General features: G+C 52.8%; 38 protein-coding genes and 1 pseudogene. 2 read left to right on the forward strand and 37 right to left on the reverse strand.

Annotation, left to right across the window (positions count from 1 at the left end):
- Window positions 1–268: 268 nt before the first annotated feature.
- The 3 genes from ccsB to FHW66_RS19635 all read right to left on the reverse strand — a co-directional run bounded on the left by ccsB (window position 269) and on the right by FHW66_RS19635 (window position 4,460).
- Entirely contained in the window at window positions 269–1,438 is a 1,170-nt protein-coding gene (gene ccsB, locus FHW66_RS19625) for a c-type cytochrome biogenesis protein CcsB (protein ID WP_183381524.1), read from the reverse strand.
- Window positions 1,439–1,549: 111 nt separating this feature from the next.
- Entirely contained in the window at window positions 1,550–3,658 is a 2,109-nt protein-coding gene (locus FHW66_RS19630) for a cytochrome c biogenesis protein ResB (protein ID WP_183381525.1), read from the reverse strand.
- 142 nt (window positions 3,659–3,800) lie between these two features.
- Entirely contained in the window at window positions 3,801–4,460 is a 660-nt protein-coding gene (locus FHW66_RS19635) for a cytochrome c (protein WP_183381526.1), read from the reverse strand.
- A 270-nt stretch (window positions 4,461–4,730) separates the two neighbouring features.
- Here FHW66_RS19635 and yihA point away from each other — a divergent pair, with 270 nt between their 5' ends.
- Together yihA and hemB are read left to right on the forward strand one after the other, a co-directional pair.
- Entirely contained in the window at window positions 4,731–5,477 is a 747-nt protein-coding gene (gene yihA / locus FHW66_RS19640; protein WP_183381527.1) for a ribosome biogenesis GTP-binding protein YihA/YsxC, read from the forward strand.
- A 267-nt stretch (window positions 5,478–5,744) separates the two neighbouring features.
- Window positions 5,745–6,755 (forward strand): porphobilinogen synthase, encoded by a 1,011-nt coding sequence (gene hemB / locus FHW66_RS19645; protein ID WP_183381528.1) that lies wholly within the window; start codon window positions 5,745–5,747, stop codon window positions 6,753–6,755.
- A 79-nt stretch (window positions 6,756–6,834) separates the two neighbouring features.
- Here hemB and FHW66_RS19650 read toward each other — a convergent pair whose 3' ends face one another.
- From FHW66_RS19650 to FHW66_RS21300, 34 genes and pseudogenes are all read right to left on the reverse strand, one after another.
- Window positions 6,835–8,430, reverse strand: coding sequence for an aldehyde dehydrogenase (NADP(+)) (locus tag FHW66_RS19650; protein WP_183381529.1), 1,596 nt, complete (start codon window positions 8,428–8,430; stop codon window positions 6,835–6,837).
- A gap of 316 nt (window positions 8,431–8,746) precedes the next feature.
- A complete protein-coding gene (locus FHW66_RS19655; RefSeq protein ID WP_183381530.1) occupies window positions 8,747–9,385 on the reverse strand; it encodes a peroxiredoxin in 639 nt (212 codons plus the stop codon).
- A 94-nt stretch (window positions 9,386–9,479) separates the two neighbouring features.
- Window positions 9,480–11,252 carry a protein-disulfide reductase DsbD gene (dsbD, locus tag FHW66_RS19660; RefSeq protein ID WP_183381531.1) on the reverse strand — a complete coding sequence of 591 codons (1,773 nt, stop codon included), beginning with the start codon at window positions 11,250–11,252 and terminating at the stop codon, window positions 9,480–9,482.
- Window positions 11,245–11,577 (reverse strand): divalent-cation tolerance protein CutA, encoded by a 333-nt coding sequence (cutA, locus tag FHW66_RS19665; protein WP_183381532.1) that lies wholly within the window; start codon window positions 11,575–11,577, stop codon window positions 11,245–11,247. The genes dsbD and cutA overlap by 8 nt, the downstream gene beginning before the upstream one ends.
- Window positions 11,578–11,773: 196 nt before the next feature.
- On the reverse strand, window positions 11,774–12,166 hold the full coding sequence (gene rplQ, locus FHW66_RS19670) for a 50S ribosomal protein L17 (RefSeq protein WP_183381533.1): 393 nt from the start codon (window positions 12,164–12,166) through the stop codon (window positions 11,774–11,776).
- A 172-nt stretch (window positions 12,167–12,338) separates the two neighbouring features.
- A complete protein-coding gene (gene rpoA, locus FHW66_RS19675) occupies window positions 12,339–13,316 on the reverse strand; it encodes a DNA-directed RNA polymerase subunit alpha (RefSeq protein WP_183381534.1) in 978 nt (325 codons plus the stop codon).
- A 103-nt stretch (window positions 13,317–13,419) separates the two neighbouring features.
- Complete coding sequence (rpsD, locus tag FHW66_RS19680; protein ID WP_183381535.1) at window positions 13,420–14,043, reverse strand: 30S ribosomal protein S4; 624 nt, start codon at window positions 14,041–14,043, stop codon at window positions 13,420–13,422.
- A 175-nt stretch (window positions 14,044–14,218) separates the two neighbouring features.
- A complete protein-coding gene (gene rpsK / locus FHW66_RS19685) occupies window positions 14,219–14,623 on the reverse strand; it encodes a 30S ribosomal protein S11 (protein WP_016836020.1) in 405 nt (134 codons plus the stop codon).
- 43 nt (window positions 14,624–14,666) lie between these two features.
- Window positions 14,667–15,032 carry a 30S ribosomal protein S13 gene (gene rpsM, locus FHW66_RS19690; RefSeq protein WP_183381536.1) on the reverse strand — a complete coding sequence of 122 codons (366 nt, stop codon included), beginning with the start codon at window positions 15,030–15,032 and terminating at the stop codon, window positions 14,667–14,669.
- A gap of 28 nt (window positions 15,033–15,060) precedes the next feature.
- Entirely contained in the window at window positions 15,061–15,174 is a 114-nt protein-coding gene (rpmJ, locus tag FHW66_RS19695) for a 50S ribosomal protein L36 (RefSeq protein WP_014004415.1), read from the reverse strand.
- 36 nt (window positions 15,175–15,210) lie between these two features.
- The gene (infA, locus tag FHW66_RS19700) at window positions 15,211–15,429 is read right to left on the reverse strand and encodes a translation initiation factor IF-1 (protein ID WP_005663428.1); all 219 of its coding nucleotides are present in this window, start codon (window positions 15,427–15,429) and stop codon (window positions 15,211–15,213) included.
- Between the two features lie 30 nt (window positions 15,430–15,459).
- Window positions 15,460–16,791, reverse strand: coding sequence for a preprotein translocase subunit SecY (gene secY / locus FHW66_RS19705; RefSeq protein ID WP_183381537.1), 1,332 nt, complete (start codon window positions 16,789–16,791; stop codon window positions 15,460–15,462).
- A 25-nt stretch (window positions 16,792–16,816) separates the two neighbouring features.
- Window positions 16,817–17,248, reverse strand: a complete 432-nt coding sequence (rplO, locus tag FHW66_RS19710; RefSeq protein ID WP_183381538.1) for a 50S ribosomal protein L15 — start codon at window positions 17,246–17,248, stop codon at window positions 16,817–16,819.
- Window positions 17,249–17,274: 26 nt separating this feature from the next.
- Window positions 17,275–17,454, reverse strand: coding sequence for a 50S ribosomal protein L30 (rpmD, locus tag FHW66_RS19715; protein ID WP_057289740.1), 180 nt, complete (start codon window positions 17,452–17,454; stop codon window positions 17,275–17,277).
- 10 nt (window positions 17,455–17,464) lie between these two features.
- Window positions 17,465–17,983 carry a 30S ribosomal protein S5 gene (gene rpsE / locus FHW66_RS19720; RefSeq protein WP_094565761.1) on the reverse strand — a complete coding sequence of 173 codons (519 nt, stop codon included), beginning with the start codon at window positions 17,981–17,983 and terminating at the stop codon, window positions 17,465–17,467.
- An 11-nt stretch (window positions 17,984–17,994) separates the two neighbouring features.
- A complete protein-coding gene (rplR, locus tag FHW66_RS19725) occupies window positions 17,995–18,357 on the reverse strand; it encodes a 50S ribosomal protein L18 (protein WP_016836025.1) in 363 nt (120 codons plus the stop codon).
- A gap of 12 nt (window positions 18,358–18,369) precedes the next feature.
- Window positions 18,370–18,903, reverse strand: coding sequence for a 50S ribosomal protein L6 (gene rplF, locus FHW66_RS19730; RefSeq protein ID WP_183381540.1), 534 nt, complete (start codon window positions 18,901–18,903; stop codon window positions 18,370–18,372).
- Between the two features lie 10 nt (window positions 18,904–18,913).
- On the reverse strand, window positions 18,914–19,309 hold the full coding sequence (gene rpsH / locus FHW66_RS19735) for a 30S ribosomal protein S8 (RefSeq protein ID WP_183381541.1): 396 nt from the start codon (window positions 19,307–19,309) through the stop codon (window positions 18,914–18,916).
- Between the two features lie 14 nt (window positions 19,310–19,323).
- Window positions 19,324–19,629: a 30S ribosomal protein S14 gene (gene rpsN, locus FHW66_RS19740; RefSeq protein WP_007875333.1), complete on the reverse strand. Its 306-nt coding sequence runs from the start codon at window positions 19,627–19,629 to the stop codon at window positions 19,324–19,326.
- A gap of 7 nt (window positions 19,630–19,636) precedes the next feature.
- Window positions 19,637–20,176 carry a 50S ribosomal protein L5 gene (gene rplE, locus FHW66_RS19745; RefSeq protein ID WP_183381542.1) on the reverse strand — a complete coding sequence of 180 codons (540 nt, stop codon included), beginning with the start codon at window positions 20,174–20,176 and terminating at the stop codon, window positions 19,637–19,639.
- Window positions 20,177–20,182: 6 nt separating this feature from the next.
- Window positions 20,183–20,497 (reverse strand): 50S ribosomal protein L24, encoded by a 315-nt coding sequence (rplX, locus tag FHW66_RS19750; protein ID WP_183381543.1) that lies wholly within the window; start codon window positions 20,495–20,497, stop codon window positions 20,183–20,185.
- 9 nt (window positions 20,498–20,506) lie between these two features.
- Window positions 20,507–20,875, reverse strand: a complete 369-nt coding sequence (rplN, locus tag FHW66_RS19755) for a 50S ribosomal protein L14 (protein WP_006464924.1) — start codon at window positions 20,873–20,875, stop codon at window positions 20,507–20,509.
- Between the two features lie 202 nt (window positions 20,876–21,077).
- Entirely contained in the window at window positions 21,078–21,350 is a 273-nt protein-coding gene (rpsQ, locus tag FHW66_RS19760; RefSeq protein ID WP_183381544.1) for a 30S ribosomal protein S17, read from the reverse strand.
- The gene (gene rpmC / locus FHW66_RS19765; RefSeq protein WP_183381545.1) at window positions 21,347–21,538 is read right to left on the reverse strand and encodes a 50S ribosomal protein L29; all 192 of its coding nucleotides are present in this window, start codon (window positions 21,536–21,538) and stop codon (window positions 21,347–21,349) included. Before rpmC ends, rpsQ begins: the two co-directional genes overlap by 4 nt.
- Window positions 21,539–21,550: 12 nt before the next feature.
- On the reverse strand, window positions 21,551–21,970 hold the full coding sequence (gene rplP / locus FHW66_RS19770; RefSeq protein ID WP_007875315.1) for a 50S ribosomal protein L16: 420 nt from the start codon (window positions 21,968–21,970) through the stop codon (window positions 21,551–21,553).
- 2 nt (window positions 21,971–21,972) lie between these two features.
- Window positions 21,973–22,788 (reverse strand): 30S ribosomal protein S3, encoded by an 816-nt coding sequence (rpsC, locus tag FHW66_RS19775; protein WP_183381546.1) that lies wholly within the window; start codon window positions 22,786–22,788, stop codon window positions 21,973–21,975.
- 9 nt (window positions 22,789–22,797) lie between these two features.
- A complete protein-coding gene (gene rplV, locus FHW66_RS19780) occupies window positions 22,798–23,130 on the reverse strand; it encodes a 50S ribosomal protein L22 (protein WP_183381547.1) in 333 nt (110 codons plus the stop codon).
- Window positions 23,131–23,136: 6 nt separating this feature from the next.
- Complete coding sequence (rpsS, locus tag FHW66_RS19785) at window positions 23,137–23,412, reverse strand: 30S ribosomal protein S19 (RefSeq protein WP_007875308.1); 276 nt, start codon at window positions 23,410–23,412, stop codon at window positions 23,137–23,139.
- Window positions 23,413–23,421: 9 nt separating this feature from the next.
- Complete coding sequence (gene rplB / locus FHW66_RS19790; RefSeq protein ID WP_183381548.1) at window positions 23,422–24,249, reverse strand: 50S ribosomal protein L2; 828 nt, start codon at window positions 24,247–24,249, stop codon at window positions 23,422–23,424.
- Entirely contained in the window at window positions 24,249–24,563 is a 315-nt protein-coding gene (rplW, locus tag FHW66_RS19795) for a 50S ribosomal protein L23 (RefSeq protein WP_183381549.1), read from the reverse strand. The genes rplB and rplW overlap by 1 nt, the downstream gene beginning before the upstream one ends.
- On the reverse strand, window positions 24,560–25,180 hold the full coding sequence (gene rplD, locus FHW66_RS19800) for a 50S ribosomal protein L4 (RefSeq protein ID WP_183381550.1): 621 nt from the start codon (window positions 25,178–25,180) through the stop codon (window positions 24,560–24,562). The genes rplW and rplD overlap by 4 nt, the downstream gene beginning before the upstream one ends.
- A gap of 3 nt (window positions 25,181–25,183) precedes the next feature.
- Complete coding sequence (rplC, locus tag FHW66_RS19805) at window positions 25,184–25,840, reverse strand: 50S ribosomal protein L3 (RefSeq protein ID WP_183381551.1); 657 nt, start codon at window positions 25,838–25,840, stop codon at window positions 25,184–25,186.
- Between the two features lie 204 nt (window positions 25,841–26,044).
- Window positions 26,045–26,362, reverse strand: a complete 318-nt coding sequence (rpsJ, locus tag FHW66_RS19810; RefSeq protein ID WP_008113175.1) for a 30S ribosomal protein S10 — start codon at window positions 26,360–26,362, stop codon at window positions 26,045–26,047.
- Window positions 26,363–26,436: 74 nt separating this feature from the next.
- Window positions 26,437–26,528: pseudogene (locus FHW66_RS21300) on the reverse strand (hypothetical protein); the annotation flags it as partial.

Genomic DNA, 26,528 nt, shown 5'->3' on the forward strand with positions numbered 1-26,528 from the left:
GCAATATATAAAATCTCTTTTATTAACAATCACTTAGAAAAACAAAAAATCTACCAGCGTAAAAACATACGCGGTAGCAGCAAAAATAAAATCGCGTGATAAATTGACTAAACAGCAACATGCAAGATCGTGGTGCACATCACCGGTAGCCTGGAGCGACGACACTAACAAGCATTTATGCAGATTTTATGGAGAGTTCAGACAGGAAGGATGTAGAGCCAATACCGCCCCAAGAGAGAGGCGGTATGCAGAAAGTGTCGCTGCGATATTACAGCTCGCCGTAGGAGTGCAATCCCGACAGAAACATATTGACGCCAAGAAATGCGAATGTCGTCACTACCAGGCCAATCAGGGCCCACCACGCAGCTACCTGCCCGCGCAGCCCCTTCATCAGACGCATATGCAACCAGGCGGCGTAATTGAGCCAGACAATCAGCGCCCAGGTTTCCTTGGGATCCCATGACCAATATCCGCCCCAGGCATCGGCGGCCCACAGTGCCCCTAGAATTGTGGCAATGGTAAAGAAGGTAAATCCGACAGCGATGGCCTTGTACATAACATCATCGAGCACCTCCAGCGAAGGTAGCCGGTCCTCCAGATAGCCCTTCGATTTCAGCAGATACGCGACGGCAACCATGGCCGATAGTGCAAAGGTGCCATAGCCGATGAAGTTGGCCGGCACATGGATTTTCATCCACCAGCTCTGTAATGCGGGGACCAATGGCTGAATTTGTGCGGCATCGCGCGCAACGGTGTACCACAGCAAAAAGCCGACCGCGGCACTGATCACCAGCAGCACAAAGGGTCCTAACTGGCGGGTTGCATAGCGCTCTTCATAGTACAGATAGAACAGCGCGGTGATCATGCAGAACAAAACGAACACTTCGTACAGGTTGGAAATCGGAATATGGCCGATATCCACTCCAATCAGATACGACTCATACCAGCGCACCAGCATGCCGGTAAAGCCAAGCACCACCGCAGCCCAGCACAGCTTTGAAGCGATTGCCGCGCTGCTGACCGAGCGTGCCAGCAAGCCACCCCAGTAAAACAGGGTCGACAAGAAAAACAAGGTGCTCATCCACAAAATGGCGGATTGGCTAGAGAGCAAGTATTTGAGAAAGAACTTGTGATCTGCCTGCTCTAGTGTGCCGCCATACATGGCAATCGCCGACAGTGACAGAAATGCCAACAGTGCCATCAACCAGCGCACCTGCTTCCAGTGCCAGCCAAGCGCAGCGAAGGTCGGCGCCGCCAGCAGCAATACGGCCTTTTCGTAATAGTCCATATGACTACCGTAACGGCTCAAAGCGAATACCGAAGCCGCCACCAGTGCCATAGCATAAATCCAGTCCAGCATACTCAAGCGCCCGAAATAGCCGACCTCTTGCGGGTAAGCCTCACTCTGAGCTGTCTGGCTTGTCTGACTCAATTCCATCGTTGTCTCCAATTTCAACTACCAGGCGCATCGTAACCTGATCCATGCCGACTGCTATCTGCCGGGGCGCATAGGAAGCGGTGCTCCCAGCGCATATTGTGCGGCGTTAGCTTACGCTGAATGCGTCAGTTTCGCTTGCAGGCTGGCATATTCCTTATCGAAATCAAGGGTCCGGCGTTGCGTGCTCATGGCCATCAGCGCGTTACTGCCGCCTTGATCGGGGCGAATCCATACCCACAAGCGACGCTCGCGGATATACAGCATCGAAAATACGCCAAGGACCAACAGCAAACACCCGAGATAAACCACTTTCTTACCAGGCGAACGAGTTACCTGAAACACCGAGGCCTTGACCTCGTCAAAGCCGCTCAACTGCAGGTAGACAGGCGCGCGGTAGAAGCCAGCGTCAGCCAATGCATTGATCGCCAGTTGCAGGAAGCGCGCATGCTTCGTATCCGCCGCTACCACCTTCAGCCCCTCTTGTGCCCGTTCTAGCTGCCACAACTCCCACATGCTGCCGTTGAGTATCTTCATGAAAATGTCAGCGGCCTTTTCCTGTTCGGCTGCCGGCACTCCCTGCAGGAAACGTGACACTGCAGTGAACCCGGACTCGTTACCGTCGCCCGCAAAAATGCTCAGACTTCGCAGCGCCGATTGCCGAACCTGCTCGCGCATTGGATCAGGGGCCGAGCCAGTACTTCGTATCGCTGCACGCGCATAACGTTGTGCTGCCTGCTCCCGCATGGCAGGATTGGCCAAGGCAGCGCGCAGGCCCATCCACTCCCTGACGCTGTCGTTGTCATCGGCCGGGATACGGAGATAACGAAAGGCTTCATCAGGTTGATCACGCACACCGGCGAGGAATACATCATCGCCGTCAATGTGGACCGACTGCATGTAATTGAGGAACTCACGTGCCTGGCCGGCCTTGTCACGCAACTTGTACTGCACACTCGGACCGACGTTTTTCAGATCCTTGGTGTTGGCACCCTTGGCTGCCGATCCCAGATGTTGATCAAGATCATCGGCCAGCTTGCGATTAACCCCCTTTGCCAGATTGACGCCGCGTACGTCCTGTCCATTGCTATCGCCCATGTTCTCGACATTGAACGGCCGGAATCCGGTCCACTCAACTGTGTAATCGGCAGCTTTTACCTGTTCCAGCGGTGTGCTGCCGTTGACCTCACCGGCAATCTCGAAACTGGTATTGACCGCGCCAACCATCGGGTAACCAGTCAGGCGCAGTTTGCTGCCGCCATCCTCGAAACTGGACTGATAAACGGCCACACCATGATAGATAAGTGGCTCATTGACCTTGATCGTGGCGTCGAAGACTTTGCCGGTCGCGTTATCACGCACCGTCACATCACTGGCAAACAACTTGGGCATACCGGTTGAATAGTAGTCAATGATGAAGCGTCTAAGTTTGATGGTGATGGGTAAATCCTGAATCAGGACACCATCCTGTTGCGCCAGAATCGTGGTGCTGCTGCTGGCCCCTTCCGCAATCAGGGTATTGCCACGAAAGCTCGGATTTCCGGGGCCAAGCCGGTGTTGTTGAGGGATGTCGGCAATGATGCCGTTGCCAGCAAACGGTGTCTTGCCATAGAACCACTGCTGAAAGCGAATCGGCAAATTCGAGTCAAGCAAGCCACCGAGACAGATGATCACAATTGCCGTATGCGCAAATATATAACCCCACTTGTTGGCCGCGCCCTTCTTGGCCGCTAACAGAATGGCATCTTCTCGCTCGACCAGCTTGACCTTATAACCACTGGCACTCACGCGCTGCGCCAGTTGGCGACCCATTTCACTCGGTGCCAGACCGGCGTGCCACTCTGCCTTGTGATGAAAATTGCGCAACGACTGTTCGCGCACATTTTCGCGCCAACTACTGACATCCTTGATCATCTTGGGTGCATTGCGAGCAATACACAGCGAGGTCGACAACACCAGAAAACCCATGATCAGCAAGAACCACCAGGTCGAGTAAACGCTGTACAGACCGAGCTTGTTGAAGATCTCAAACCAGAATGGACCGAACTGGTTGACGTAATTGGGCATTGGCTCGTTTTGCTTGAGCACGGTCCCGATCACAGAGGCGATCGCTATCAATGTCAATAGACTGATGGCAAACCGCATCGACGAAAAAAGCTCCACTGCATTCGCCAGCCAACGCTGTCTGGTCTTCAGTTCTATCCCTGCGGTACTGCCCGTCATAGTGCTACCTCAATCGATGCTGCTTTTGCAGTTTTCAGCGGCTGCCTCGCCACTCTGGCGAAATGGAAAAAACACAAAAAAAGAGCGGCTTTTCAGCCGCCCTCCATGTTATCCGAATCCGACGACAATCAGGGTCGTCAAGTTACCTCAAGCCGGCAATGTAATCCGCCACTGCCTTGATTTCCTTGTCCGACAGTCGCTCGGAAATCGTCATCATCTGCGGGCTGTTGCTCCGGGCACCGCTGCGGAAGTTGCTCAGCTCACCGACGGTGTAATCCTGATGCTGCCCAGCCAGACGCGGATACTGTGCAGGAATCCCGGCGCCATTCGGGCTGTGACAACCGGCACAAGCCGGTACGTTCTTTGCGGCAATGCCAGCGCGCCAGATATGTTTGCCCAGCTCCATTGCATCCTTATCCTTGGCGGCACCGGACTTCGGCGTCTGCGCACTCAGATAGGCGGCAATATTGGCGATATCCGACTCCGACAAGGCCTTGGCCATCGGCGACATGATCGGATTGGCGCGAGCAGGCGTGGCAAATTCGTGCAACTGCTTGCTCAGATAGGCAGCATGTTGCCCGGCTAGCCGAGGATTGGTGGTAATCGTGGAGTTGCCTGCAGCGCCGTGACAGGAAACACAGGCCAGAATATTGCGGCCTGGATCGCCATTGGTATAGAGCGCTTCGCCTTTGGCTGCATCAGGTTTTTTATCCTCGGCCGATGCAGCGACAGACAAGGTAGTAGAAATTGCGCATACAGCCACAAACAACAATTTCAGCAATGGTGAAAAGGTACGATTCATTCAAACACCCTGAGACTTGATTGTGATAATAAATGCCCGGTTGGCGACGATCCCTTTTTCTTACTTGGTGCTGCTGGGTTCTACTTGGTTCTGCTAGATCCCGCTTTTGTACCTTTTGTACTTTTTTGTCTCCTGCGCTTTCCTCCACACAACGGGGGGAAAGACCCCGTAAAAGCGCGTGCCTCAGCTCAACATCGCGCGAGGCAGGCCCTTATTGTACAATAGCTTTTCGGCGTTTCTGCCCCCTTTTAATGCATTTTCCCCCACACCATGTCCCAACTTTGGCAAGCCCGTTTCTTCACCACGGTTAACCATCTCCGTGATTTGCCAAACACTCACGTTCCCGAGATTGCTTTTGCCGGCCGCTCCAACGCTGGCAAATCGACCGCGATCAATGTCCTGTGCAATCAAAAAAAGCTGGCCTTCGCCTCCAAGACACCGGGGCGTACGCAGCACATCAATTATTTTTCCATCGGCGGCGCCCACGTTGGGCAGCACCGCAAGGATGAAACCAAGGTCGACGAAATTCGCGCCTTGCTAGTGGATTTACCTGGATATGGCTACGCCGAAGTCTCTGGCTCAGCCAAATTGCACTGGCAGGAACTGCTCGGTGACTATGTGCGCCGTCGCGATCAGCTCGCAGCACTGGTCATGATTGTGGATTCACGACGCCCGTTTACCGATCTCGACATTCAGATGGTGGAATGGTTTGCTCCCACCGGCAAACCACTGCATTGCATTTTGAGCAAGGCTGACAAGCTCAACCGGAACGAGGCAACCAATGCCTTGCGTCAGGCACACACCTTCCTGGCCAGCTATGTGGATGCAGAAGGCAAGCCATTCCCGTTTACGGCGCAGCTGTTTTCAGCACTCAAGCGAACGGGAATTGACGAAGCCAATGACAGGATTCTGGAATTGGCAGGATTGAACGGTGAGATTGATGAGACCGAAGAGATCGACGCGTTCAAAGCGGTCGAGTCAGTCAACCCGCCCACTGACGACGCCAGCAATGCTTGAACGCGGCAATGTGCCAGGTAATCCGATCACTCCATAAAAAGACCCCGGAAGGTCAAGCCATTCCGGGGCCAAATGCTCCTCGTTTGTACGACGAGCCCCGCTCAGGGAGGGAAGGGTAAGCGGGGGGCAACTTGCCCACGCTTAGGAGATTGTTGCCGAGGAAAAAGTTTCACGAGAGCGACGGATTGTTTGAATATCGTCAATTAACCAACTGTTAGCGCAAATTGTTCTGCCTTAACGCGCCATTAATGTGATTAGCGAGTAATTATGTCTCTTCCACTTCAGCCAGCCCCGTTCCCCGCCTTACGTATGCGCCGTATGCGCAAAGATGCATTTTCTCGTGCATTGATGCAAGAAAACGTGATCACCACTGCCGATCTGATTTATCCAGTCTTCATTCAGGAAGGGCACGAGCTGCGTACGTCGGTCGGCTCGCTACCGGGGGTGGAACGCCTGTCGATCGACCAGTTGTTGCTGGTGGCAGAAGAATGTGTCGCGCTTGGCATTCCGGTATTGGCCTTGTTCCCGGTTATTGATCCGGCGCTGAAAACGCCTGATGGTATCGAAGCCATCAACCCGGATGGATTGATCCCACGTGCAGTGCATGCGCTCAAACAGCGCTTCCCTGAACTGGGCATTTTGACCGATGTCGCACTGGACCCATACACCAGCCACGGCCAGGATGGCGTCATGAACGACGAGGGCTATGTCCTCAACGACGAAACCTCCGCTTTGCTGGTACAACAGGCATTGGCACAAGCCCGTGCAGGCGTCGATATTGTGGCCCCCTCAGACATGATGGATGGCCGCATCGGTGCCGTACGCAATGCACTTGAGGCAGAGGGTTTCATCCACACGCGCATCATGGCTTACTCGGCCAAATACGCGTCGGCGTTCTACGGCCCCTTCCGCGAAGCGGTGGGTTCGGCTGCCAATCTTGGCAAGGGAAGCAAGAGCACTTACCAAATGGATCCAGCCAATAGCGATGAAGCACTGCGCGAGGTAGCACTGGATCTGGCAGAAGGTGCCGACATGGTCATGGTCAAGCCAGGCATGCCGTATCTGGACATCGTGCGCCGCGTCAAGGATGAGTTCAAGGTCCCGACCTTTGCCTATCAAGTCAGCGGTGAATACGCCATGATCAAGGCTGCCGCCCAAAACGGCTGGCTCGATCACGACAAGACCATGCTGGAAGCGATGCTAGCCTTCAAGCGTGCAGGCGCCGATGGCGTATTGACCTATTTTGCGCTGGATATTGCGCGTTATCTGAAGAAATAAGGCGCAACACCCGAGAGCATTGCGCCTTTGCTGTTGACCGCGTCTTCCTGCTTAAGTCTTCCTGCTTAAGTCTTCCCGATTAAGCCAGACGCGTATCGCGCACAGCAGCATGCGTCTGCTCGCCATCCACAAGTCTGAGCAAACCTAGTGGATTGGCGTTCTGCAATGCAGCCGGTAACAATTCATCCGGATAATTCTGGTAGCAGATCGGGCGCAAGAAGCGCTCAATGGCAAGGCTTCCCACTGAAGTGCCGCGCGCATCGGAAGTCGCCGGATAAGGGCCACCATGCACCATCGCATCGCACACTTCCACCCCTGTCGGAAAGCCATTGACCAACAATCGGCCTGCCTTCTGCTCAAGCAAGGCAATCAGGTCCTGATTGGCATGCAAATCTGCTGACTCGGCCTGCAATGTCGCCGTGAGTTGTCCATGCATTGTGCGTGCAAAATCAAGCAACTGCTCACGCGACTCCAGCTCGACAATCACCGTGCTCGGACCAAATACCTCCTCTTCCAGCGGAGCCTCTTGCGCGAACAGGAGTGCAGCGTCGCCCTTGAACAAATGCGGCACGGCCTGCGTATCGCTGCTGCCACCAGCGGCGAGCACACTGACCCCGGCTTGCTGCTTGAGCCGCTCGACACCGTTGCAATAATTCTTGAGTCCGGCGCTGTTAAGCATAGTCTGTGGCGACTGCGCCGACATGGCCTGCTGCAGTTGTTCGATGAAGTGCGTCAATGCGGGCGAACGGACACCTAACAGCAATCCTGGATTGGTGCAAAGCTGACCACAGCCAACCACGACCGACGCCGCAAGCTCACGTGCAATGGTATCGCCACGCGCCTGCAAGGCTTCTGGCAGCAAAATGATAGGATTGATGCTCGACATTTCCGCAAACACCGGAATCGGCTGCGGCCGTGCGGCAGCCATGTCGCACAAAGCGCGGCCGCCACGCAGTGAACCGGTAAAGCCGACCGCCTGTATGCCGGCACTCTTGACCAGTTGCGCGCCAACACGATCACCATAGATCATGTTGAAGACACCAGCCGGCACCTCGCTGCGCTTAACCGCACGTTCGATCGCATTGGCCATCAGTTCAGAGGTGACCAGATGGCCACTGTGGGCCTTGAACACGACCGGACAACCGGCTGCCAATGCCGCAGCGGTATCACCACCTGCAACCGAAAACGCTAGCGGAAAGTTGCTGGCGCCAAATACCGCGACCGGACCAATGCCGATTTTGACCTGCCTTACATCCGGGCGTGGTAATGGCTGGCGCTGCGGCAATGCCGTATCGATACGAGCACCATGAAAGTCGCCGCGTCGCAGGACCTTGGCAAATAAACGCATCTGATTGCTGGTTCGGCTGCGCTCACCTTGCAAACGGGCCGCAGGCAAAGCGGTCTCACGTGCAACTTCTGCGATGAAATCATCTCCCAATGCATCAATTTCTTCCGCGATGGTGTCGAGAAAATTTGCGCGATCAGCGGCTGGGAGATTGCGATATGTCGGATAGGCATGGGCTGCAGCATCCACTGCTGCAGCAACTTCCTGTTCGGTGGCGGTCAGGAAAGAAACGGTGTGCGCCTCGCCGCTGACGGCCGCAAAACTACGCAAAATTTCGTTACCTTGAGCACTGCGGCTACCGCCGATGTAGTTGTGTCCGATGATACTCATTACTGCATTCTCCTGATGACATCTTTTGACTGGCGGCATTGCTCACAGCAACGTCATCACCAGCAATGTGGCTTACGCTTTGGACGATGGTCTGCTGTTGATTGCCGACGCAAGGCAAGTTTAAAAACGGAAACTGTAGGGGAAAGATCGATGTTTGTCTAATGAGAAAATTTGGAATTGCCAATACTTTTTTGATTGACAGAATGACAAGCATTATCAGCAATGGCATGCCGTTGTTATCACAACATAACGCACACGATCGGACGAAAAAAAGCCTGTCAATGACAGGCGTTTTTTGTGATGCTCGAAGTACCGATTATTTGTTCGGCTGAGGGGTGATACGCAGATAAGGACGTGGGGCTGTGTAACCTTTGGGATATTTTTGCTTGATGACTTCCTCGTCCTTGACCGACAAAGGAATGATGACGTCATCGCCATCTTTCCAGTTACCTGGAGTGGCCACGGAATAGCCGTCAGTCAATTGCAAGGCATCCAGCACACGCAACACTTCATCGAAATTACGGCCGGTGCTCATCGGATAGGTAATGATGAGACGCACCTTCTTCTTTGGATCGATGATAAACAGCGAGCGTACGGTTGCGGTTTCCGATTGGTTCGGATGAATCATGTCGTACAAATCAGCAACTTTCTTGTCAACGTCGGCGACAATAGGGAAACCAACGACGGTCTTTTGCGTATCCTCAATATCCTTGATCCATTGATTATGTGCCTCAGCACCGTCTACCGACAGGGCAATCGCCTTGACGTTGCGCTTGTCGAATTCTGGCTTGAGCTTGGCAGTCAGACCCAGTTCGGTTGTGCACACTGGCGTAAAGTCTGCCGGGTGCGAAAACAACACCACCCAGGAATCACCTGCCCACTCGTGAAACTTGATCTTTCCGATCGAGGATTCTTGCTCAAAATCAGGGGCGGTATCACCTAAACGTAATGTCATCTGAGTCTCCTTGGAAGCAAATTGAGGACAATTACTATAACGTTCTGCGGCGACGCTGCAAACAACTATTAAGGTGTATTCAAATAACGGCAGGCTATGAAGTCGTTAATGGCAGCAAGCTCTGCAAGAACTGTTCTGCATTCTGGAATCCGATTATCCGCTTGTCTGCAAGTTCTCGTCCCTGCCTGTCGAAGAGGATGATCCCTGGCGGACCAAACAACTGAAAGCGCTTGAGCATCGCTTTATCGTCAGCATTATTGGCTGTGACGTCGATCTGCAACAAGACTAGCTGGGCCAACTTCTCTTTCACCGCCGGATCGGAAAAGGTGTAGCGCTCCATCTCCTTGCAGGAGACACACCAGTCAGCATAAAAATCCAGAAGTGCCGGTTTGCCGGCAGTCTGTGCCAGAGCAACATCAAGTTCGGCAATCGATTTGACGCGCACGAATTTGGTCTCGGCAGATGCGCCTTGTCGAGTTGCAGGCTGGGCAACGAGATGAGACAGCGGCGATAAAGCATCACGCCCTCCCGTGCTCACGTTGACCAGTTGCAGCAGTCCCAGAGTTGCCACAACCAGGCCCAGTGCACGCACAAGCCAACCACCAGCAGCTCCCCATAACAGGAAGGCTCCATAGCCGATACCCAGCGCCGCCCAGCCAGTCACATTGAGCCAGGCGGGCAACACTGGCGATACCATCCACCAGGCCGTTGCCAGCATTAACACGCCGAAGAAACGCTTGATGCCATCCATCCACATGCCAGCACGCGGTAACAAGGTGCCGGCCGACAGGCCAAGCAAGAGCAGTGGCACACTCATACCTGCAGCCATAGCAAACAGCGCTGCACCGCCGAGCACAATATCACGCGTCTGGCTGATGTAGAGCAAGGCGCCAGCCAGTGGTGCGGCAACACAAGGCCCAACGATCAGTGCCGAGATTGCCCCCATCAGGAAGACGCCTAACAGTTTTCCGCCCGCCTGTTTGCCCGAGGCATTGGTAAGGCGTGACTGCAATGCCGAGGGTAGCTGTAAGGTATAGACATCGAACATTGACAGCGAAAGAGCCGCCATCAATAGCGCAAATGCACCGAGTACCCAGGGATTTTGCAAGGTGGCCGACAAGCCCTCGCCGAGGAGGCCTGCAGCAACACCGAGTGCGGTGTAGACCAATGCCATCCCGAAAGAATAATTCAACGAGAGCAAAAAACCACGGCCACGACTGGATTGAGCTCCGTCACCCACGATGATTGAGGACAGGATCGGAAGCATGGGCAAGACACAAGGCGTCAACGACAGGCCAAGACCCAGTAACAAAAATAGCGATAGAACGGGGAGTAACTTACCGCCCTTGAGCGTGGCAGTAATGGTCTCTGCTTCGTTATTGGTTTGTTGTAAGGGCTGCGCACCAGGACCAAGCTCCTGTCCAATCATCGCAGGTGATAAGGAGACTACGCTATCCATGGGGGGATAGCACAATCCCTTGTCGGCGCATCCTTGACCGGTTGAGGTCAGCGTAAATTTCCCAGCTGTGGTGACAGGAAGCAGAACCTGCACACTGTGCCGATAGGTTTCTACATTCTTGCCAAAGTTGGCATCAAACTTCACTTCCCCGGCTGGAATCTCGGGCGTACCCAAGGTGGCACCTTGGGCGCGAAAACGAAACTGTTCTCGATACATGTGGTAGCCATCCGCAATCCGGTATGTGACCACGACTGTCTTGGCATCAATCATCTGTGCCGAGAACTGGAACGCCGCTTCAGGAGCGAGGTAATTTTCTGCATGGGCGAACAGCGGCAACAGCATGACGCCAGGTAAAAAGACCAAAGACAACAGGCAGCGCACCACAAGAGCGTACAAACGATTACACATTCAAAGCCTTTACAGTTTCAGCACCAATCCAGTTTAAATAAGCAGGCAAGCCAGCATCGATATTAATGGCGATGATTTCCGGGATGTCATACGGGTGCAGGGCGCGTATCGCGGCCTGCAGTTCTCCATAACGTGTCTCCGTCGTTTTGATCAACAATGGAATCTCGACCGCTTGCTCAACCTTACCCTGCCAACGATAAACCGACTGCACCGCAGGAAGAATATTGACACAGGCTGCCAGGCCTTGTTCCACCAAACAGGTAGCTATTGCCGAGGCAAGTTCAGCACTGGGGACATTGGTAACCACCAGGATCGCTTGAAACATGATTTCCCGCCGAAAAGAATGGTGTTGCACATCGGTCGCCGTGCCATGGTCCGCTATATACCAAACGCGCGCGCCGGACGATGATACACCTGCCAGACCGACACTGTTGAACGCCCTGAACGCAAAAAAGCCAGGCAAGGCCTGGCTTTTTCATCGTTTAGCCCTTGTTCAGTGGGCTTTACCGAAAACGAGAGAATTACTCTGCAGTTGGCACGTCAGCATCAGAGATTTCTGGACGATCAACCAGCTCAACAAAAGCCATCGGTGCATTGTCGCCAACGCGGAAACCCATCTTCAGGATACGCAGGTAACCACCGTTACGGGTAGCGTAGCGTGGGCCCAGTTCGGAGAACAGCTTGCCAACGATTTCGCGATCACGCAGACGGGAGAATGCCAGACGCTTGTTCGCCAGTGTATCGGTCTTGCCCAGAGTCAGGATAGGCTCAACAACACGGCGCAGTTCCTTGGCCTTCGGCAAAGTTGTCTTGATTGCTTCGTGGCGCAGCAGGGAGACTGTCATGTTGCGCAGCATCGCCAGACGATGCGAGGAAGTACGATTAAGCTTACGGAGACCGTGACGGTGACGCATGATATTTCCTTTCAGATTACAGTTTTAATCCAGCTCTTCTATCGACATTGTCTAAAGATGTCGCGGACCGGTATCGATTGGGTTATTGCCTGCTACCAGGCTTGTCGGCACAACAAACTTTACTGCGAAGCGGTCTGCACGCATGCAGACCGCCCTTACAGCAAATTACTGATTACTTTTCCAGACCAGCAGGTGGCCAGTTTTCCAGCTTCATACCCAAGGTCAAACCACGGGAAGCCAGTACTTCCTTGATTTCGTTCAAGGACTTGCGACCCAGATTTGGCGTCTTCAGCAGTTCATTTTCGCTACGTTGGATCAGATCACCAATGTAGTAAATGTTCTCTGCCTTCAGGCAGTTGGCCGAACGCACTGTCAGTTCCAGATCGTCGACTGGGCGCAACAGGATAGGATCAACTTGTGGTGCACGCGATGGCGCTTCAGCAGTTGCTTCTGTACCTTCCAGAGCAGCGAACACGTTGAGCTGATCAACCAGCACACGTGCCGACTGACGGATTGCTTCTTCCGGTGTGATCACGCCATTGGTTTCAATGTTGATCACCAGCTTGTCCAGATCGGTACGTTGTTCAACACGAGCCGATTCAACTGCGTACGACACACGGCGCACTGGCGAGAACGATGCATCCAGAATGATGCGACCGATGGTCTTGTTAGTATCTTCGCTCAGGCGACGAACGTTACCTGGCACATAGCCACGGCCCTTTTCAACCTTGATTTGCATGTCCAGCTTGCCACCAGCGGTCAGGTTAGCAATCACGTGCTCAGGATTGATCAGTTCAACATCATGTGGCAGATCGATATCGGATGCCAGCACAACGCCTTCGCCATCTTTCTTCAGGGTAAGCGTAACTTCATCGCGGTTGTGCAACTTGAACACAACGCCCTTGAGATTCAACAGAATATCGACCACGTCTTCTTGCACACCGTCCAGCGACGAGTACTCGTGCACGACACCAGCGATAGTCACTTCGGTCGGTGCATAACCAATCATTGAAGACAGCAGGACGCGACGCAGCGCGTTACCCAGAGTGTGGCCATAACCACGTTCAAACGGCTCCATCACGACTTTAGCGTGACCTGCGCCGAGCGCTTCAACTTCGATGATACGTGGCTTCAACAAACTATTTTGCATGAAATGTCCTTTTCAATACCCTCGGTTCGTTACACCGATAAGGCTGATGGCATGTCGAAAAAAGCCCACCAAAGCGGTGGGCCGGGAAAAATTAGACGACGGATTAACGCGAATACAATTCGACGATCAACGATTCGTTGACGTCGTTAGCGATTTCGTTACGGTCCGGCGAAGTCTTGAAAGTGCCTTCGAATTTCTTGGCATCAACGGAAACCCACGATGGGAAACCGGATTGCTCAGCCAGCGACAGCGCTTCAGCGATACGTACTTGCTTCTTGGCCTTTTCACGCACGGCAACAACGTCGCCTGCCTTGACTTGGTAGGAAGCGATATTGACGACGATACCGTTGACAGTCAGCGCCTTGTGCGACACCAATTGGCGCGCTTCTGCGCGAGTCGAACCGAAGCCCATACGATAGACGACGTTGTCCAGACGTGCTTCGAGCAACTTCAACAGTGTTTCACCGGTGTTGCCCTTACGACGGTCAGCTTCGGCGAAGTAGCGACGGAATTGGCGCTCCAGAATACCGTAGATACGCTTAACCTTTTGCTTTTCCCGCAATTGGTTACCATAGTCGGAAGTACGAGCGCCTGAAGTGCGACCGTGTTGACCAGGCTTGGAGTCCAACTTGCACTTTGAATCCAGCGAGCGGCGTGCGCTCTTCAAGAACAGGTCGGTACCTTCACGGCGGGAGAGTTTTGCTTTTGGTCCAATGTAACGTGCCACGATCTTTCCTTTAAATAATGACGTTCCAGCCTCACACGAGGCTAAACGCTAGTCTGACCTACCTGCAATCAGACGGTGGTCTTAAGAACAAAACCCGCCAAGGTCATTGGCGGGTAGCTTCTACTACCTTTGCGGAGACTACTAATTCCGCGAAAGCCGAAGATTATACTACAGATTAGATACGACGACGCTTTGGAGGGCGGCAACCGTTATGTGGCACTGGTGTCACATCCTGGATCTGGGTGATCTTGATACCCAGATTGTTCAGTGCACGCACTGCAGATTCACGACCAGGACCTGGGCCCTTGATACGCACTTCCAGATTCTTGATACCGCATTCGATTGCAACCTTGCCAGCAGCTTCAGCAGCGACCTGGGCAGCAAACGGAGTCGATTTACGCGAACCCTTGAAACCAGCACCACCCGAAGTCGCCCAAGACAAAGCATTACCTTGGCGATCAGTGATCGTGATGATGGTATTGTTGAACGAAGCGTGAACGTGTGCGATACCTTCTGCAACGTTCTTCTTAACTTTCTTGCGCACGCGTGCTGCTGCGGCGTTATTTGGGCTTTTTGCCATAATTATTTCCTTGAGTCCGGTAACCGACTAGCGGGTGCCGAGATTATTTCTTCAACGATTGAGCTGCCTTACGTGGACCCTTGCGAGTACGCGCATTGGTACGTGTACGTTGACCACGGCAAGGGAGACCCTTGCGATGACGCAGGCCACGGTAGCAGCCCAAGTCCATCAAACGCTTGATGTTCATCGACAGTTCGCGACGCAGGTCACCTTCGACGACGAATTTAGCAATTTCGTCGCGCAGTTTTTCCAGTTCGTTATCGTCCAGATCCTTGACCTTTTTATTGGTCGGAACACCTGTTGCGGCGCAAATGTCTTGCGCACGTGGACGGCCAACACCGTAAATGGCTGTCAAGCCGATAACAGTGTGCTGATGGTTGGGGATATTAACCCCTGCAATACGTGCCATGCGTTATTCCTCGATCAATAACGTTAAATTAACCTTGGCGCTGTTTATGACGCGGTTCTGTGCAGATAACACGAACTACGCCTTTGCGCTTGATGATTTTGCAGTTGCGGCAAATCCGCTTGACTGATGCGAGCACTTTCATTGTGGCCCTCTTTCTTTCAATACTAGGTTCGTTTCACTACTTGGTACGGAACACGATTCGTGCCCGGCTCAAATCATAAGGGGTCAGTTCTACCGTCACCTTATCTCCCGGCAGGATGCGGATATAGTTCATCCGCATTTTTCCGGAGATATGGCCGAGCACAACATGTCCGTTTTCCAACTTAACTCTAAATGTCGCATTCGGAAGATTCTCCAGAATCTCACCCTGCATCTGAATAACGTCGTCTTTTGCCATTCGTCTTCGTTCCTTTGGACGCTCCCTCACTTACCGCGAGGTCATACCGCCCTTGAAATTTGCCTTACGAAGCAACGATTCATACTGTTGTGACATGACGTAATTCTGAACTTGAGCCATGAAGTCCATGGTCACAACCACAATAATCAGAAGTGAAGTTCCACCGAAGTAGAAAGGCACTTTCCAACGTGCGATCAAGAATTCAGGCATCAAGCAAACCAGTGTGATGTAGACCGCACCAGCCAGCGTCAAGCGCATCAGGATCTTGTCAATATAGCGGGCAGTCTGATCACCAGGACGAATACCGGGAACAAACGCACCACTCTTCTTCAGGTTATCCGCAGTTTCTTTGCTATTGAACACAAGAGCAGTATAGAAAAAGCAGAAGAAAACAATTGCTATGGCATACAACAAAGCGTGAATCGGTTCGCCTGGTGCCATCGATGCGGCCAGATCTTTAAGGAAACGAATCACAGGATTGGTTGAATCACCCGAGGTGAACCAACTTGTGATCGTCGCAGGAAACAAGATTATCGACGAGGCGAAGATAGGGGGAATTACACCCGCCATATTCAGCTTCAGTGGCAAATGACTGCTTTGACCACCATAAATCTTGTTACCTACTTGACGCTTCGCGTAATTCACGAGGATCTTGCGCTGACCACGTTCAATAAACACCACCATGAACGTCACGAAAGCCACAATCAAACAAATGAAAATCGCCGAAATCGCACTCATCGAACCGGTACGCACCAACTCAAACAAGCCACCCAGAGCATTTGGCAGACCTGCAGCAATACCAGCAAAAATGATGATCGAAATGCCGTTACCAAGCCCACGCTCAGTGATCTGCTCGCCCAGCCACATCAGAAACATCGTGCCTGTCACCAAAGTGATGACCGTTGTCAGACGGAAAGCAAGACCCGGATCCAGCACCAGACCGGCTTGAGATTCCAGAGCAACGGCAATGCCAAGTGCCTGGAACGTCGCCAGCACCAAGGTGCCATAACGGGTGTACTGGGTAATCTTGCGACGGCCAGCTTCACCTTCTTTTTTCAGCGCCTCCATTTGTGGAGACACCACCGACAACAACTGCATGATGATCGACGCCGAAATATACGGCATGATACCAAGAGCGAAAATTGTGAAACGCGACAGGGCACCACCAGAGAACATGTTGAACATGCCCAGGATGCCGCCCTGGTTTTGTTTAAACAATTGCGCCAACTGCGTCGGGTCAATCCCCGGTACGGGGATGTGAGCACCGATGCGATATACCACTAATGCTGCCAGCAAAAACCACAAACGGCCCCAAGGGAAACCTTTTGCAGCGCCTTTAGCAAGTTGGGGGGAAGTCGCCAATTAATGCTCCGCGTCAACAGTCAGATTAGGCTACCGAGCCGCCGGCAGCTTCAATCGCAGCCTTCGCACCTTTGGTAGCAATCAAACCCTTGACGGTTACTTTCTTGGTCAGATTACCCGACAAAATAATGCGAACAACCTTGGCCAATTCAGGCACGACACCAGCTTGCTTCAATGCCAGGATATCGACTTCGCCCACGGGCAGGTTTTCCAGATCGGACAAACGAACTTCAGCCTTGTACGGCGTTGCCAGCGACTTGAAGCCACGCTTTGGCAGACGACGTTGCAGAGGCATCTGACCGCCTTCGAAACCGACTTTATGGAAACCGCCTGAACGCGATTTTTGACCCTTGTGACCACGGCCTGCGGTCTTACCCAGACCGGAACCGATACCGCGACCGACGCGACGCTTGTAGTGCTTTGCGCCTTCTGCGGGTTGGATTGTGTTTAATTCCATGATTTGCTCCGTTCGCAAGCCGAGGCTTACGACACCACTTTCACAAGATAGGACACTTTGTTGATCATGCCGCGAACCGATGGGGTGTCTTGCAATTCCGACACCGAGTTGACGCGACGCAGACCCAGACCACGCACAGTTGCGCGGTGATCTTGACGTGTGCCGATCAAACCCTTGACCAGTTTCACTTTAATTGTGTTTGCCATCTGTTTCACCTTAGCCCAGGATATCTTCAACAGACTTACCGCGCTTCGCTGCGATTTCTGCTGGAGTATTCATTTTGGACAAACCGTCGAGTGTTGCACGGACCATGTTGTAAGGATTGGTAGAACCGTTCGACTTAGCAACAACGTTAGTCACGCCCATCACTTCGAAAATTGCGCGCATTGGGCCACCAGCGATAACGCCAGTACCGTCTTTAGCAGGCGACATCAGAACCGACGACGCACCGTGCTTACCAGTTACGGTGTGTTGCAGAGTGCCGTTCTTCAAGGTGACCTTGATCATCTTGCGACGGGCTTCTTCCATTGCCTTTTGCACTGCAACTGGCACTTCTTTCGACTTGCCCTTGCCCATGCCGATACGGCCATCGCCGTCACCAACAACTGCCAGCGCGGCGAAACCCATGATACGACCACCCTTCACCACTTTGGTGACACGGTTGACCGCGATCATTTTTTCGCGCATGCCATCATCTGGCTTGTCGCTTTGCGTTTTCGATTGCATTTTTGCCATGATGATTTTCCTTAGAACTTCAGGCCGGCTTCACGCGCAGCTTCAGCCAGCGCTTTGACGCGACCGTGATAACGGAATCCGGAGCGGTCAAACGCGACTTCAGTGACTCCAGCTTTCAGTGCCTTCTCTGCGACGCGCTTGCCAACCAGAGTCGCAGCAGCGGCGTTGCCACCCTTGCCCGACTGACCAGCCAGCTGTTGGCGCACTTCTGCTTCCAACGTCGATGCCGAAGCCAGAACGTTTGCGTCGGGGCCGATGATGCTCGCGTAGATGTGCGTATTGGTACGGTGCACAGCCAGGCGATTGACCTTTAATTCTGCGATCTTGGCACGGGTTTGAGTCGCGCGGCGCAGACGTGATTGTTTCTTGTCCATCGTCAACCCCTATTACTTCTTCTTGGTTTCTTTGAGTACAACCACTTCATCCGAATAACGAACGCCCTTGCCCTTATAAGGCTCTGGCTGACGATACGCACGGATTTCAGCGGCGACCTGGCCAACTACCTGGCGGTCGATACCCTTAATTAAGATCTCGGTTTGAGTCGGGGTCTCACACTTGATACCTTGTGGCATCTGGTGAACGACTGGGTGCGAAAAGCCCAGCGACAAATTCAGCTTGTCGCCTTGTGCTTGTGCACGAAAACCCACGCCAACCAAGTTCAGCTTCTTTTCGAAACCCTTTGTGACACCGTTGACCATGTTATTGACCAACGCACGCAGGGTACCGGACATTGCATTTGCTTCGCGGCTGTCATTGGCAGCTGCGAAATTCAATGTGCCATTGTCATTTACCACAGTCACCAAACCAGTCAATGGATGGGACAGTGTGCCCAGAGGGCCTTTTACTGTGATCTGCGCTGCAGTAATGGTCGCTTCCGCGCCACTAGGCAGTGCAATCGGCATTTTACCAACACGAGACATATTGCACTCCTTAGGCCACGTAGCAAATCACTTCGCCACCGACACCGGTAGCGCGCGCTTTGCGATCAGTCATGACGCCACGTGGAGTGGAAACAATCGCCACACCCAGGCCGTTCATCACGTTAGGAATCTCATCCTTGCCCTTGTAAATACGCAGGCCAGGACGCGATACGCGCTCAATGCGCTCAATGACTGGACGACCAGCGTAGTACTTCAGGCCGATTTTCAGTTCTGCTTTACCGCCAGCCTCAACCACCGCGAAGTCTTCGATATAACCTTCGTCCTTAAGGACGTTGGCAATAGCGATTTTGACCTTGGACGACGGCATTTCTACGGTCGTCTTTTGCACGCCTTGCGCATTGCGGATACGGGTCAGCATATCGGCGATAGGATCGCTCATACTCATAGCTTGTTCTCCTATTACCAGCTAGCTTTTGTCAAACCCGGAATTTCGCCACGCATGGCGATTTCACGGACCTTAATACGACCCAAACCGAATTTACGGAATGTGCCACGAGGACGACCTGTCAGTGCGCAACGGTTACGTTGGCGAGTCGGAGCCGAGTTACGTGGCAGCGCTTGCAACTTCAGACGCGCTTCGTAACGTTCTTCTTCCGACTTGGATTGGTCGTCGATAATAGCCTTCAACTCAGCGCGCTTGCCGGCGTATTTCTTTACCAGATCTGCACGCTTTTGTTCACGGTTAATCAGTGCCAGTTTTGCCATGGCAGCCTCAGTTTCTGAACGGAAATTTAAATGCGGCGAGGAGCGCTTTGGCTTCTTCGTCGGTCTTCGCGGTAGTCGTGATGCTGATATTCAGACCACGCAGCGCATCGATTTTGTCATATTCAATTTCGGGAAAAATGATTTGCTCTTTCACACCGATATTGTAGTTACCACGACCATCGAATGCACGACCAGAGACACCACGGAAGTCACGCACACGTGGCAGAGCCACGGTGATGAAACGATCCAGGAACTCGTACATCTGGGCGCCACGCAGGGTCACCATGCAACCAATTGGGTAGCCTTCACGGATCTTGAAACCCGCAATCGCCTTACGCGCCTTGGTCACGACCGGCTTTTGACCAGCAATCTTGGTCAGGTCGCCGACAGCGTGCTCGATGATTTTCTTATCCGCAACAGCTTCCGACAGACCCATGTTCAATGTGATCTTCAGAATGCGCGGAACTTCCATTACCGACTTATAAGCGTACTTAGCAGTCAAGTCGGCAACGACTTTTTCTTTATAGAACTCTTGGAGACGTGCCATGATCTATTAAACCTTAACAACTTCGCCGCTGGATTTGTAAGCGCGAACTTTCTTGCCGTCCACTTCCTTGAAACCCACACGATCTGCCTTGCCGGATGCTGCGTTGAACAACGCAATATTCGACACATGAATTGGCATCAGCTTATCGACGATGCCGCCAGTTGCACCAGTCATTGGATTAGGCTTGGTCGCTTTTTTAGCAACGTTGACGCCTTCAACAACAACGTAATCAGCGCTAACACGCTGAGTTACCACACCGCGCTTACCTTTATCCTTACCGGTCAGCACGATGACTTCATCGTTCTTACGAATCTTTCCCATGACCACTCCTTACAGAACTTCAGGCGCCAGAGAGACGATCTTCATGAAGCGCTCTGTACGCAGCTCACGAGTAACTGGCCCGAAAATACGGGTACCGATTGGCTCCAGCTTGGCATTCAGCAAGACAGCAGCATTGCCATCAAACTTCACCAGGGAACCATCCTGACGACGCACGCCCTTAGCGGTACGAACGACGACAGCATTGTAAATTTCACCTTTTTTGACGCGGCCACGTGGGGCTGCGCTCTTGACGGTAACTTTAATCACGTCACCGATGCCTGCGTAACGGCGCTTGGAACCACCCAAGACTTTGATGCACAAAACTTCGCGCGCACCAGTGTTGTCGGCCACTTCGAGCCGGCTTTCAGTTTGAATCATGATATTTTCTTTCCCAACTTAATCCGCTCAAATCACACAATGTGAATCGCGGTCAGTCTTGGTCCTGTTAGCAAGCGAACTCGCTAGTTAGGGGACGATTAAGCTACGTAACTACTATTTGCCTCTCCCTCTCGACAAACATCACGAATCAAGAGAAGAGCTCAGCATTATGGCACCATAATGCTGAGTCAGCAAGCACTACTTAAACGATTTGTGCCACTTGTACCACACGTGTCACGCTCCAAGCTTTTGTCTTGGAGATTGGACGACCTTCTTGAATCTCAACGGTGTCGCCCATTTTTGCTTGGTTCGACTCGTCGTGTGCATGGTACTTATTGGTGCGCACGATGATCTTGCCGTACAGCGGGTGCTTGACGTGACGCTCGATCAGCACGGTTACAGTCTTATCCATTTTGTCGGACACAACCTTGCCAATCAGCGTGCGCTTGAGCGCTTGTTTCACTTGATCGTTCATTGTTGACCCTTCGAATTGATGACTGTCTTAACACGTGCGATGTCGCGACGCACTTTCTTCAGTTGCGCGGTATTGTTCAGTTGCTGCGTAGCCACTTGCATGCGCAAGCTGAATTGAGCCTTCAACAGCTCTTTCAGTTCTTTGGCCAACGCCTCTTCGTCTTTACCACGGAGTTCAGATGCTTTCATATTCCGCTCCTATTATTGACCGACTTGACGAACAACAAAAGTCGTCGACAACGGCAATTTGGCTGCTGCCAAGCGGAACGCTTCACGCGCCAGAGCTTCGTCAACACCGTCCATCTCATACAGCATCTTACCTGGCTGGATTTCAGCCACGTAGTATTCTGGATTACCCTTACCATTACCCATACGCACTTCAGCAGGCTTTTGGGAAATTGGCTTGTCCGGGAAAACGCGAATCCAGATACGACCGCCACGCTTGATGTGACGAGTCATAGCACGACGAGCGGCTTCGATCTGACGTGCCGTGATACGACCACGACCAACTGCCTTCAGACCGAATTCACCAAACGATACCGCTGTACCGCGCGAGTGCGAGATACCGGTATTGCGACCCTTTTGTTCTTTACGATATTTTCTACGTGCTGGTTGCAGCATGATTATTCTCCTGCTTTCTCAGCCGACACACCGGCATCGGCAGCTTGACGTGGAGCACGCTTGGCACCCGCACCTGCTGGAGCACCAGTCTTCGAACGAGGACGAGCACCTGGCTTGCCATCGTCACGACGTGGACCGCGACGCTTCTTATCGTCTTCTGGCTCACCAACCAATACTGGTGCATCACCATTTGCCAGACGATCGCCCTTGTAAACCCAAACCTTGATACCGATGATGCCATAGGTGGTTTGTGCTTCGCCGAAACCATAATCGATATCTGCGCGCAGGGTATGCAGAGGCACACGGCCTTCGCGATACCACTCCTTACGAGCGATTTCGATACCGTTCAAACGACCAGACGACATGATCTTGATACCTTGCGCACCCAAACGCATTGCGTTCTGCATCGCACGCTTCATGGCGCGACGGAACATGATACGTTTTTCGAGCTGCTGGGCGATCGAGTCAGCGATCAGTTGCGCATCGGCTTCCGGCTTGCGGATTTCTTCAATGTTGACGTGCACAGGCACGCCCATCAACTTGCCGAGTGCAGACTTCAACACTTCGATGTCTTCACCCTTCTTGCCAATCACAACGCCTGGACGGGAGCTGTAAATGGTAATGCGGGCATTCTTGGCTGGACGCTCAATAACGACGCGGCCGACCGAAGCGTTTTTCAGTTTGGTCTTCAGGTAAGCACGAACCTTCAGATCTTCGTTGAGCATTTCGGCAAAATTGTTATTGCCTGCATACCAACGTGATCCCCAGTTGCGTGTCACCGCCAGACGGAAACCGGTTGGATGAATCTTCTGTCCCATCGTGACTCCTTAGTTTCCGACAGTCACGTAAATGTGACACGATTGCTTGGAAATACGATCACCACGGCCCTTAGCACGCGCTGTGAAGCGCTTGAGAACCGTACCCTTTTCCACATAAATAGTCTTGACCTTGAGCTCGTCAATGTCGGCGCCATCATTGTGTTCGGCGTTCGCAATCGCGGACTCCAGAACCTTCTTGATGATGACCGCACCCTTTTTAGGGCTGAAGGCCAAGATATTCAGTGCTTGATCAACTTTTTTGCCGCGGATCAGGTCTGCAACCAGACGGCCCTTTTGAGCCGACAGATGCACACCACGCAGAGTAGCTTTAGTTTCCATCATAGGACCTTATTTCTTCGCCTTCTTGTCCGCAGCGTGACCCTTGAACGTACGGGTCAGCGCGAACTCGCCGAGTTTATGACCAACCATGTTTTCGGAAACATAAACAGGCACGTGTTGCTTGCCGTTATGTACCGCGATCGTCAGGCCGATGAAGTCTGGCATGATGGTCGAACGACGGGACCAAGTCTTGATTGGCTTCTTGTCTTTAGTCGCTTGAGCAGCCTCTACCTTTTTGACCAGGTGAGCGTCGCAGAATGGACCTTTTTTCAATGAACGTGTCATGTTTTATCCTTATTTCTTACCGCGGCGCGAGACAATCATGGAAGTCGTACGCTTGTTGCTGCGTGTCTTCTTGCCCTTAGTCTGCTGGCCCCATGGCGAAACTGGATGACGACCTGCTGCAGTCTTACCTTCACCACCACCGTGCGGGTGATCGATCGGATTCATGACCACACCACGCACTGTCGGGCGAACACCACGCCAGCGCATTGCACCAGCCTTACCAATCTTGCGCAGATTGTGCTCACCGTTACCGACTTCACCGATAGTCGCGCGGCATTCGATATGAATGCGGCGCACTTCACCGGAGCGCAGACGCACCTGAGCGTAAGTACCTTCACGTGCCATCAGCACAACTGCAGCGCCTGCTGTACGAGCGATCTGAGCACCCTTGCCTGGCAACATTTCCACGCAGTGGATAGTGGTACCAACAGGGATATTACGGATCGGCAGCGCGTTACCTGACTTGATCGGCGCTTCAGAACCACTAACCAGTTGATCGCCAACAGCAACGCCCTTCGGCGCGATGATGTACTTGCGCTCACCGTCTGCATAGCACAACAGTGCAATGTGCGCAGTACGGTTCGGGTCGTATTCGATACGCTCGACCTTGGCAACAATACCGTCCTTGTTACGACGGAAGTCGATAACACGGTAATGTTGCTTGTGGCCACCGCCAATATGACGGGTGGTGATATGACCATTGTTGTTACGACCAGCGGTCTTGTTTTTCTTTTCAACCAGACCGGCAAATGGACGGCCCTTGTACAGGTCGCTATTAACGACCTTGACCATACCGCGCCGACCAGGCGAGGTTGGCTTCACTTTTACGAGTGCCATTATTTAGCCTCCTCGGTGAAGTTGATTTCTTGGCCAGGCTTCAGGCTGACAAATGCGCGACGGGTATGGTTACGACGACCGACCGAACGACCGGAGCGCTTTTGCTTACCTTGGCGATTGGCGACCTGAACCGACTCCACTTCGACTTTGAACAGCAGTTCAACCGCAGCCTTGACTTCCAGCTTGGTTGCATCTTTCGTCACCAGAAAAACGACTTGTTCGTTCTTCTCGGCAACGAAGGTTGCTTTTTCAGAGATCACTGGTGCCAGCAGCACTTTCATCAAGCGCTCTTCGCTATGTTTAATTGCGTTCATGCCAGCAACTCCTCAATCTTTGCCAGTGCTTGCTTGGTGATCAGCACTTTCTTGTAGAACACCAAAGAAACTGGATCAGCTTGACGTGGCTCAACAACCAGCACGTTCGGCAGATTGCGCGATGCCAACAGCAGGTTTTCTTCCAGGTTGTCAGTGATGACCAGCACGGAATCCAGACCCATAACCTTCAGCTTTTCAGACAACAGCTTGGTCTTCGGGGCTTCGACCGAGAAGTTCTCGACGATCGACAGACGGCCTTCGCGTGCCAACTGAGACAGGATCGAGCAGATACCTGCGCGATACATCTTCTTGTTGACCTTGTGCGAGAAGTTTTCGTCAGGCGAATTCGGGAAAATACGACCACCGCCGCGCCACAGTGGCGACGACGACATACCAGCACGTGCACGGCCAGTACCCTTTTGACGCCATGGCTTCTTGGTTGTGTGATGCACTTCTTCACGGTCTTTTTGCTTGCGGTTACCGCTGCGAGCATTGGCTTGGTAAGCCACGACGACCTGGTGAATCAGGGCTTCATTGTAATCACGACCAAAAATGGTATCAGGAGCAGCGACGTTCGATGCAGCTTGACCTTGATCATTCAGGAGCTTGAGTTCCATGAATTAGGCTCCCTTCTTGACTTTGACTTTAACAGCAGGCGACACGATCACTTGACCGTTCTTTGCACCAGGAACTGCACCCTTGACCAGCAGCAATTGACGCTCAGCGTCGATGCGGGCAATTTCGAGGTTTTGTACTGTGCAGGTAACGTCACCCAGATGACCAGTCATGCGCTTACCAGGGAACACGCGACCTGGATCCTGCGCCATACCAATCGAACCTGGCACGTTATGCGAACGGGAGTTACCGTGGGAAGCACGACCGGATGCAAAGTTGTAACGCTTGATGGTACCAGCGTAGCCCTTACCGATAGACACGCCTTGCACGTCCACCTTTTGACCAGCTTCAAACAGGCTGGCTGCGACGACGTCGCCGGCTTTCAACTCAGCAGCCTTGGCTGCGTCGATACGGAATTCTTTCAGAACGGTCCCAGCTTCTACGCCAGCTTTAGCATAGTGGCCGGCTGCAGCTTTAGTCACACGGGAGGCGCGACGCTGACCGAATGCGACCTGAACAGCGGAATAACCATCCACTTCAGGTGTTTTGATTTGAGTCACGCGGTTGTTCGACACATCCAGCACGGTTACAGGAATTGAATCCCCGTCTTCCGTGAAGATACGCATCATACCAACCTTACGACCTACAAGGCCCAGGCTCATTGTTTTCTCCATTCCCACCTGCGATTGGGCGGGGCTGATGTTTGTACAACTAAAATATGCAAAGTCGCGATGACCATATGACCATCACGACTCTACCGAAGCCGATCAGTATAACTGCTTAAATTTTTATTTGCAATACCCGACAGTGTCGTGGTATGTCAGAAAATTGCCACAGCTTTACTTTTACAACACTCGCTACAGTGATTATTGCAGCTTGATTTCTACATCGACGCCAGCTGGCAGATCCAGCTTCATCAATGCATCAACAGTCTTGTCAGTTGGATCAACGATATCCATCAAACGTTGATGGGTACGAATTTCGAATTGATCACGCGAAGTCTTGTTGACGTGCGGGGAACGCAGAACGTCGAAACGCTGGATGCGTGTTGGCAGCGGAACCGGACCCTTGACCACAGCGCCAGTGCGCTTTGCTGTATCGACGATTTCCAGTGCGGACTGGTCGATCAGACGGTAGTCGAATGCCTTCAGGCGGATACGGATTTTTTGGCTAGGAGCGGACATGATTTTCCTTTAAAGAACGAACCGCGGATGACCATCATCCGCGGCAATATTAGCTATTTGCTACCAACTACTTATTACGCGTCAGGCAGGATGCTTGCAACAACGCCTGCACCAACAGTACGGCCGCCTTCACGAATCGCGAAACGCAGACCTTCTTCCATCGCGA

The sequence above is a fragment of the Herbaspirillum sp. Sphag64 genome (assembly GCF_014192645.1).
Classification (GTDB): Bacteria; Pseudomonadota; Gammaproteobacteria; order Burkholderiales; family Burkholderiaceae_D; genus Herbaspirillum.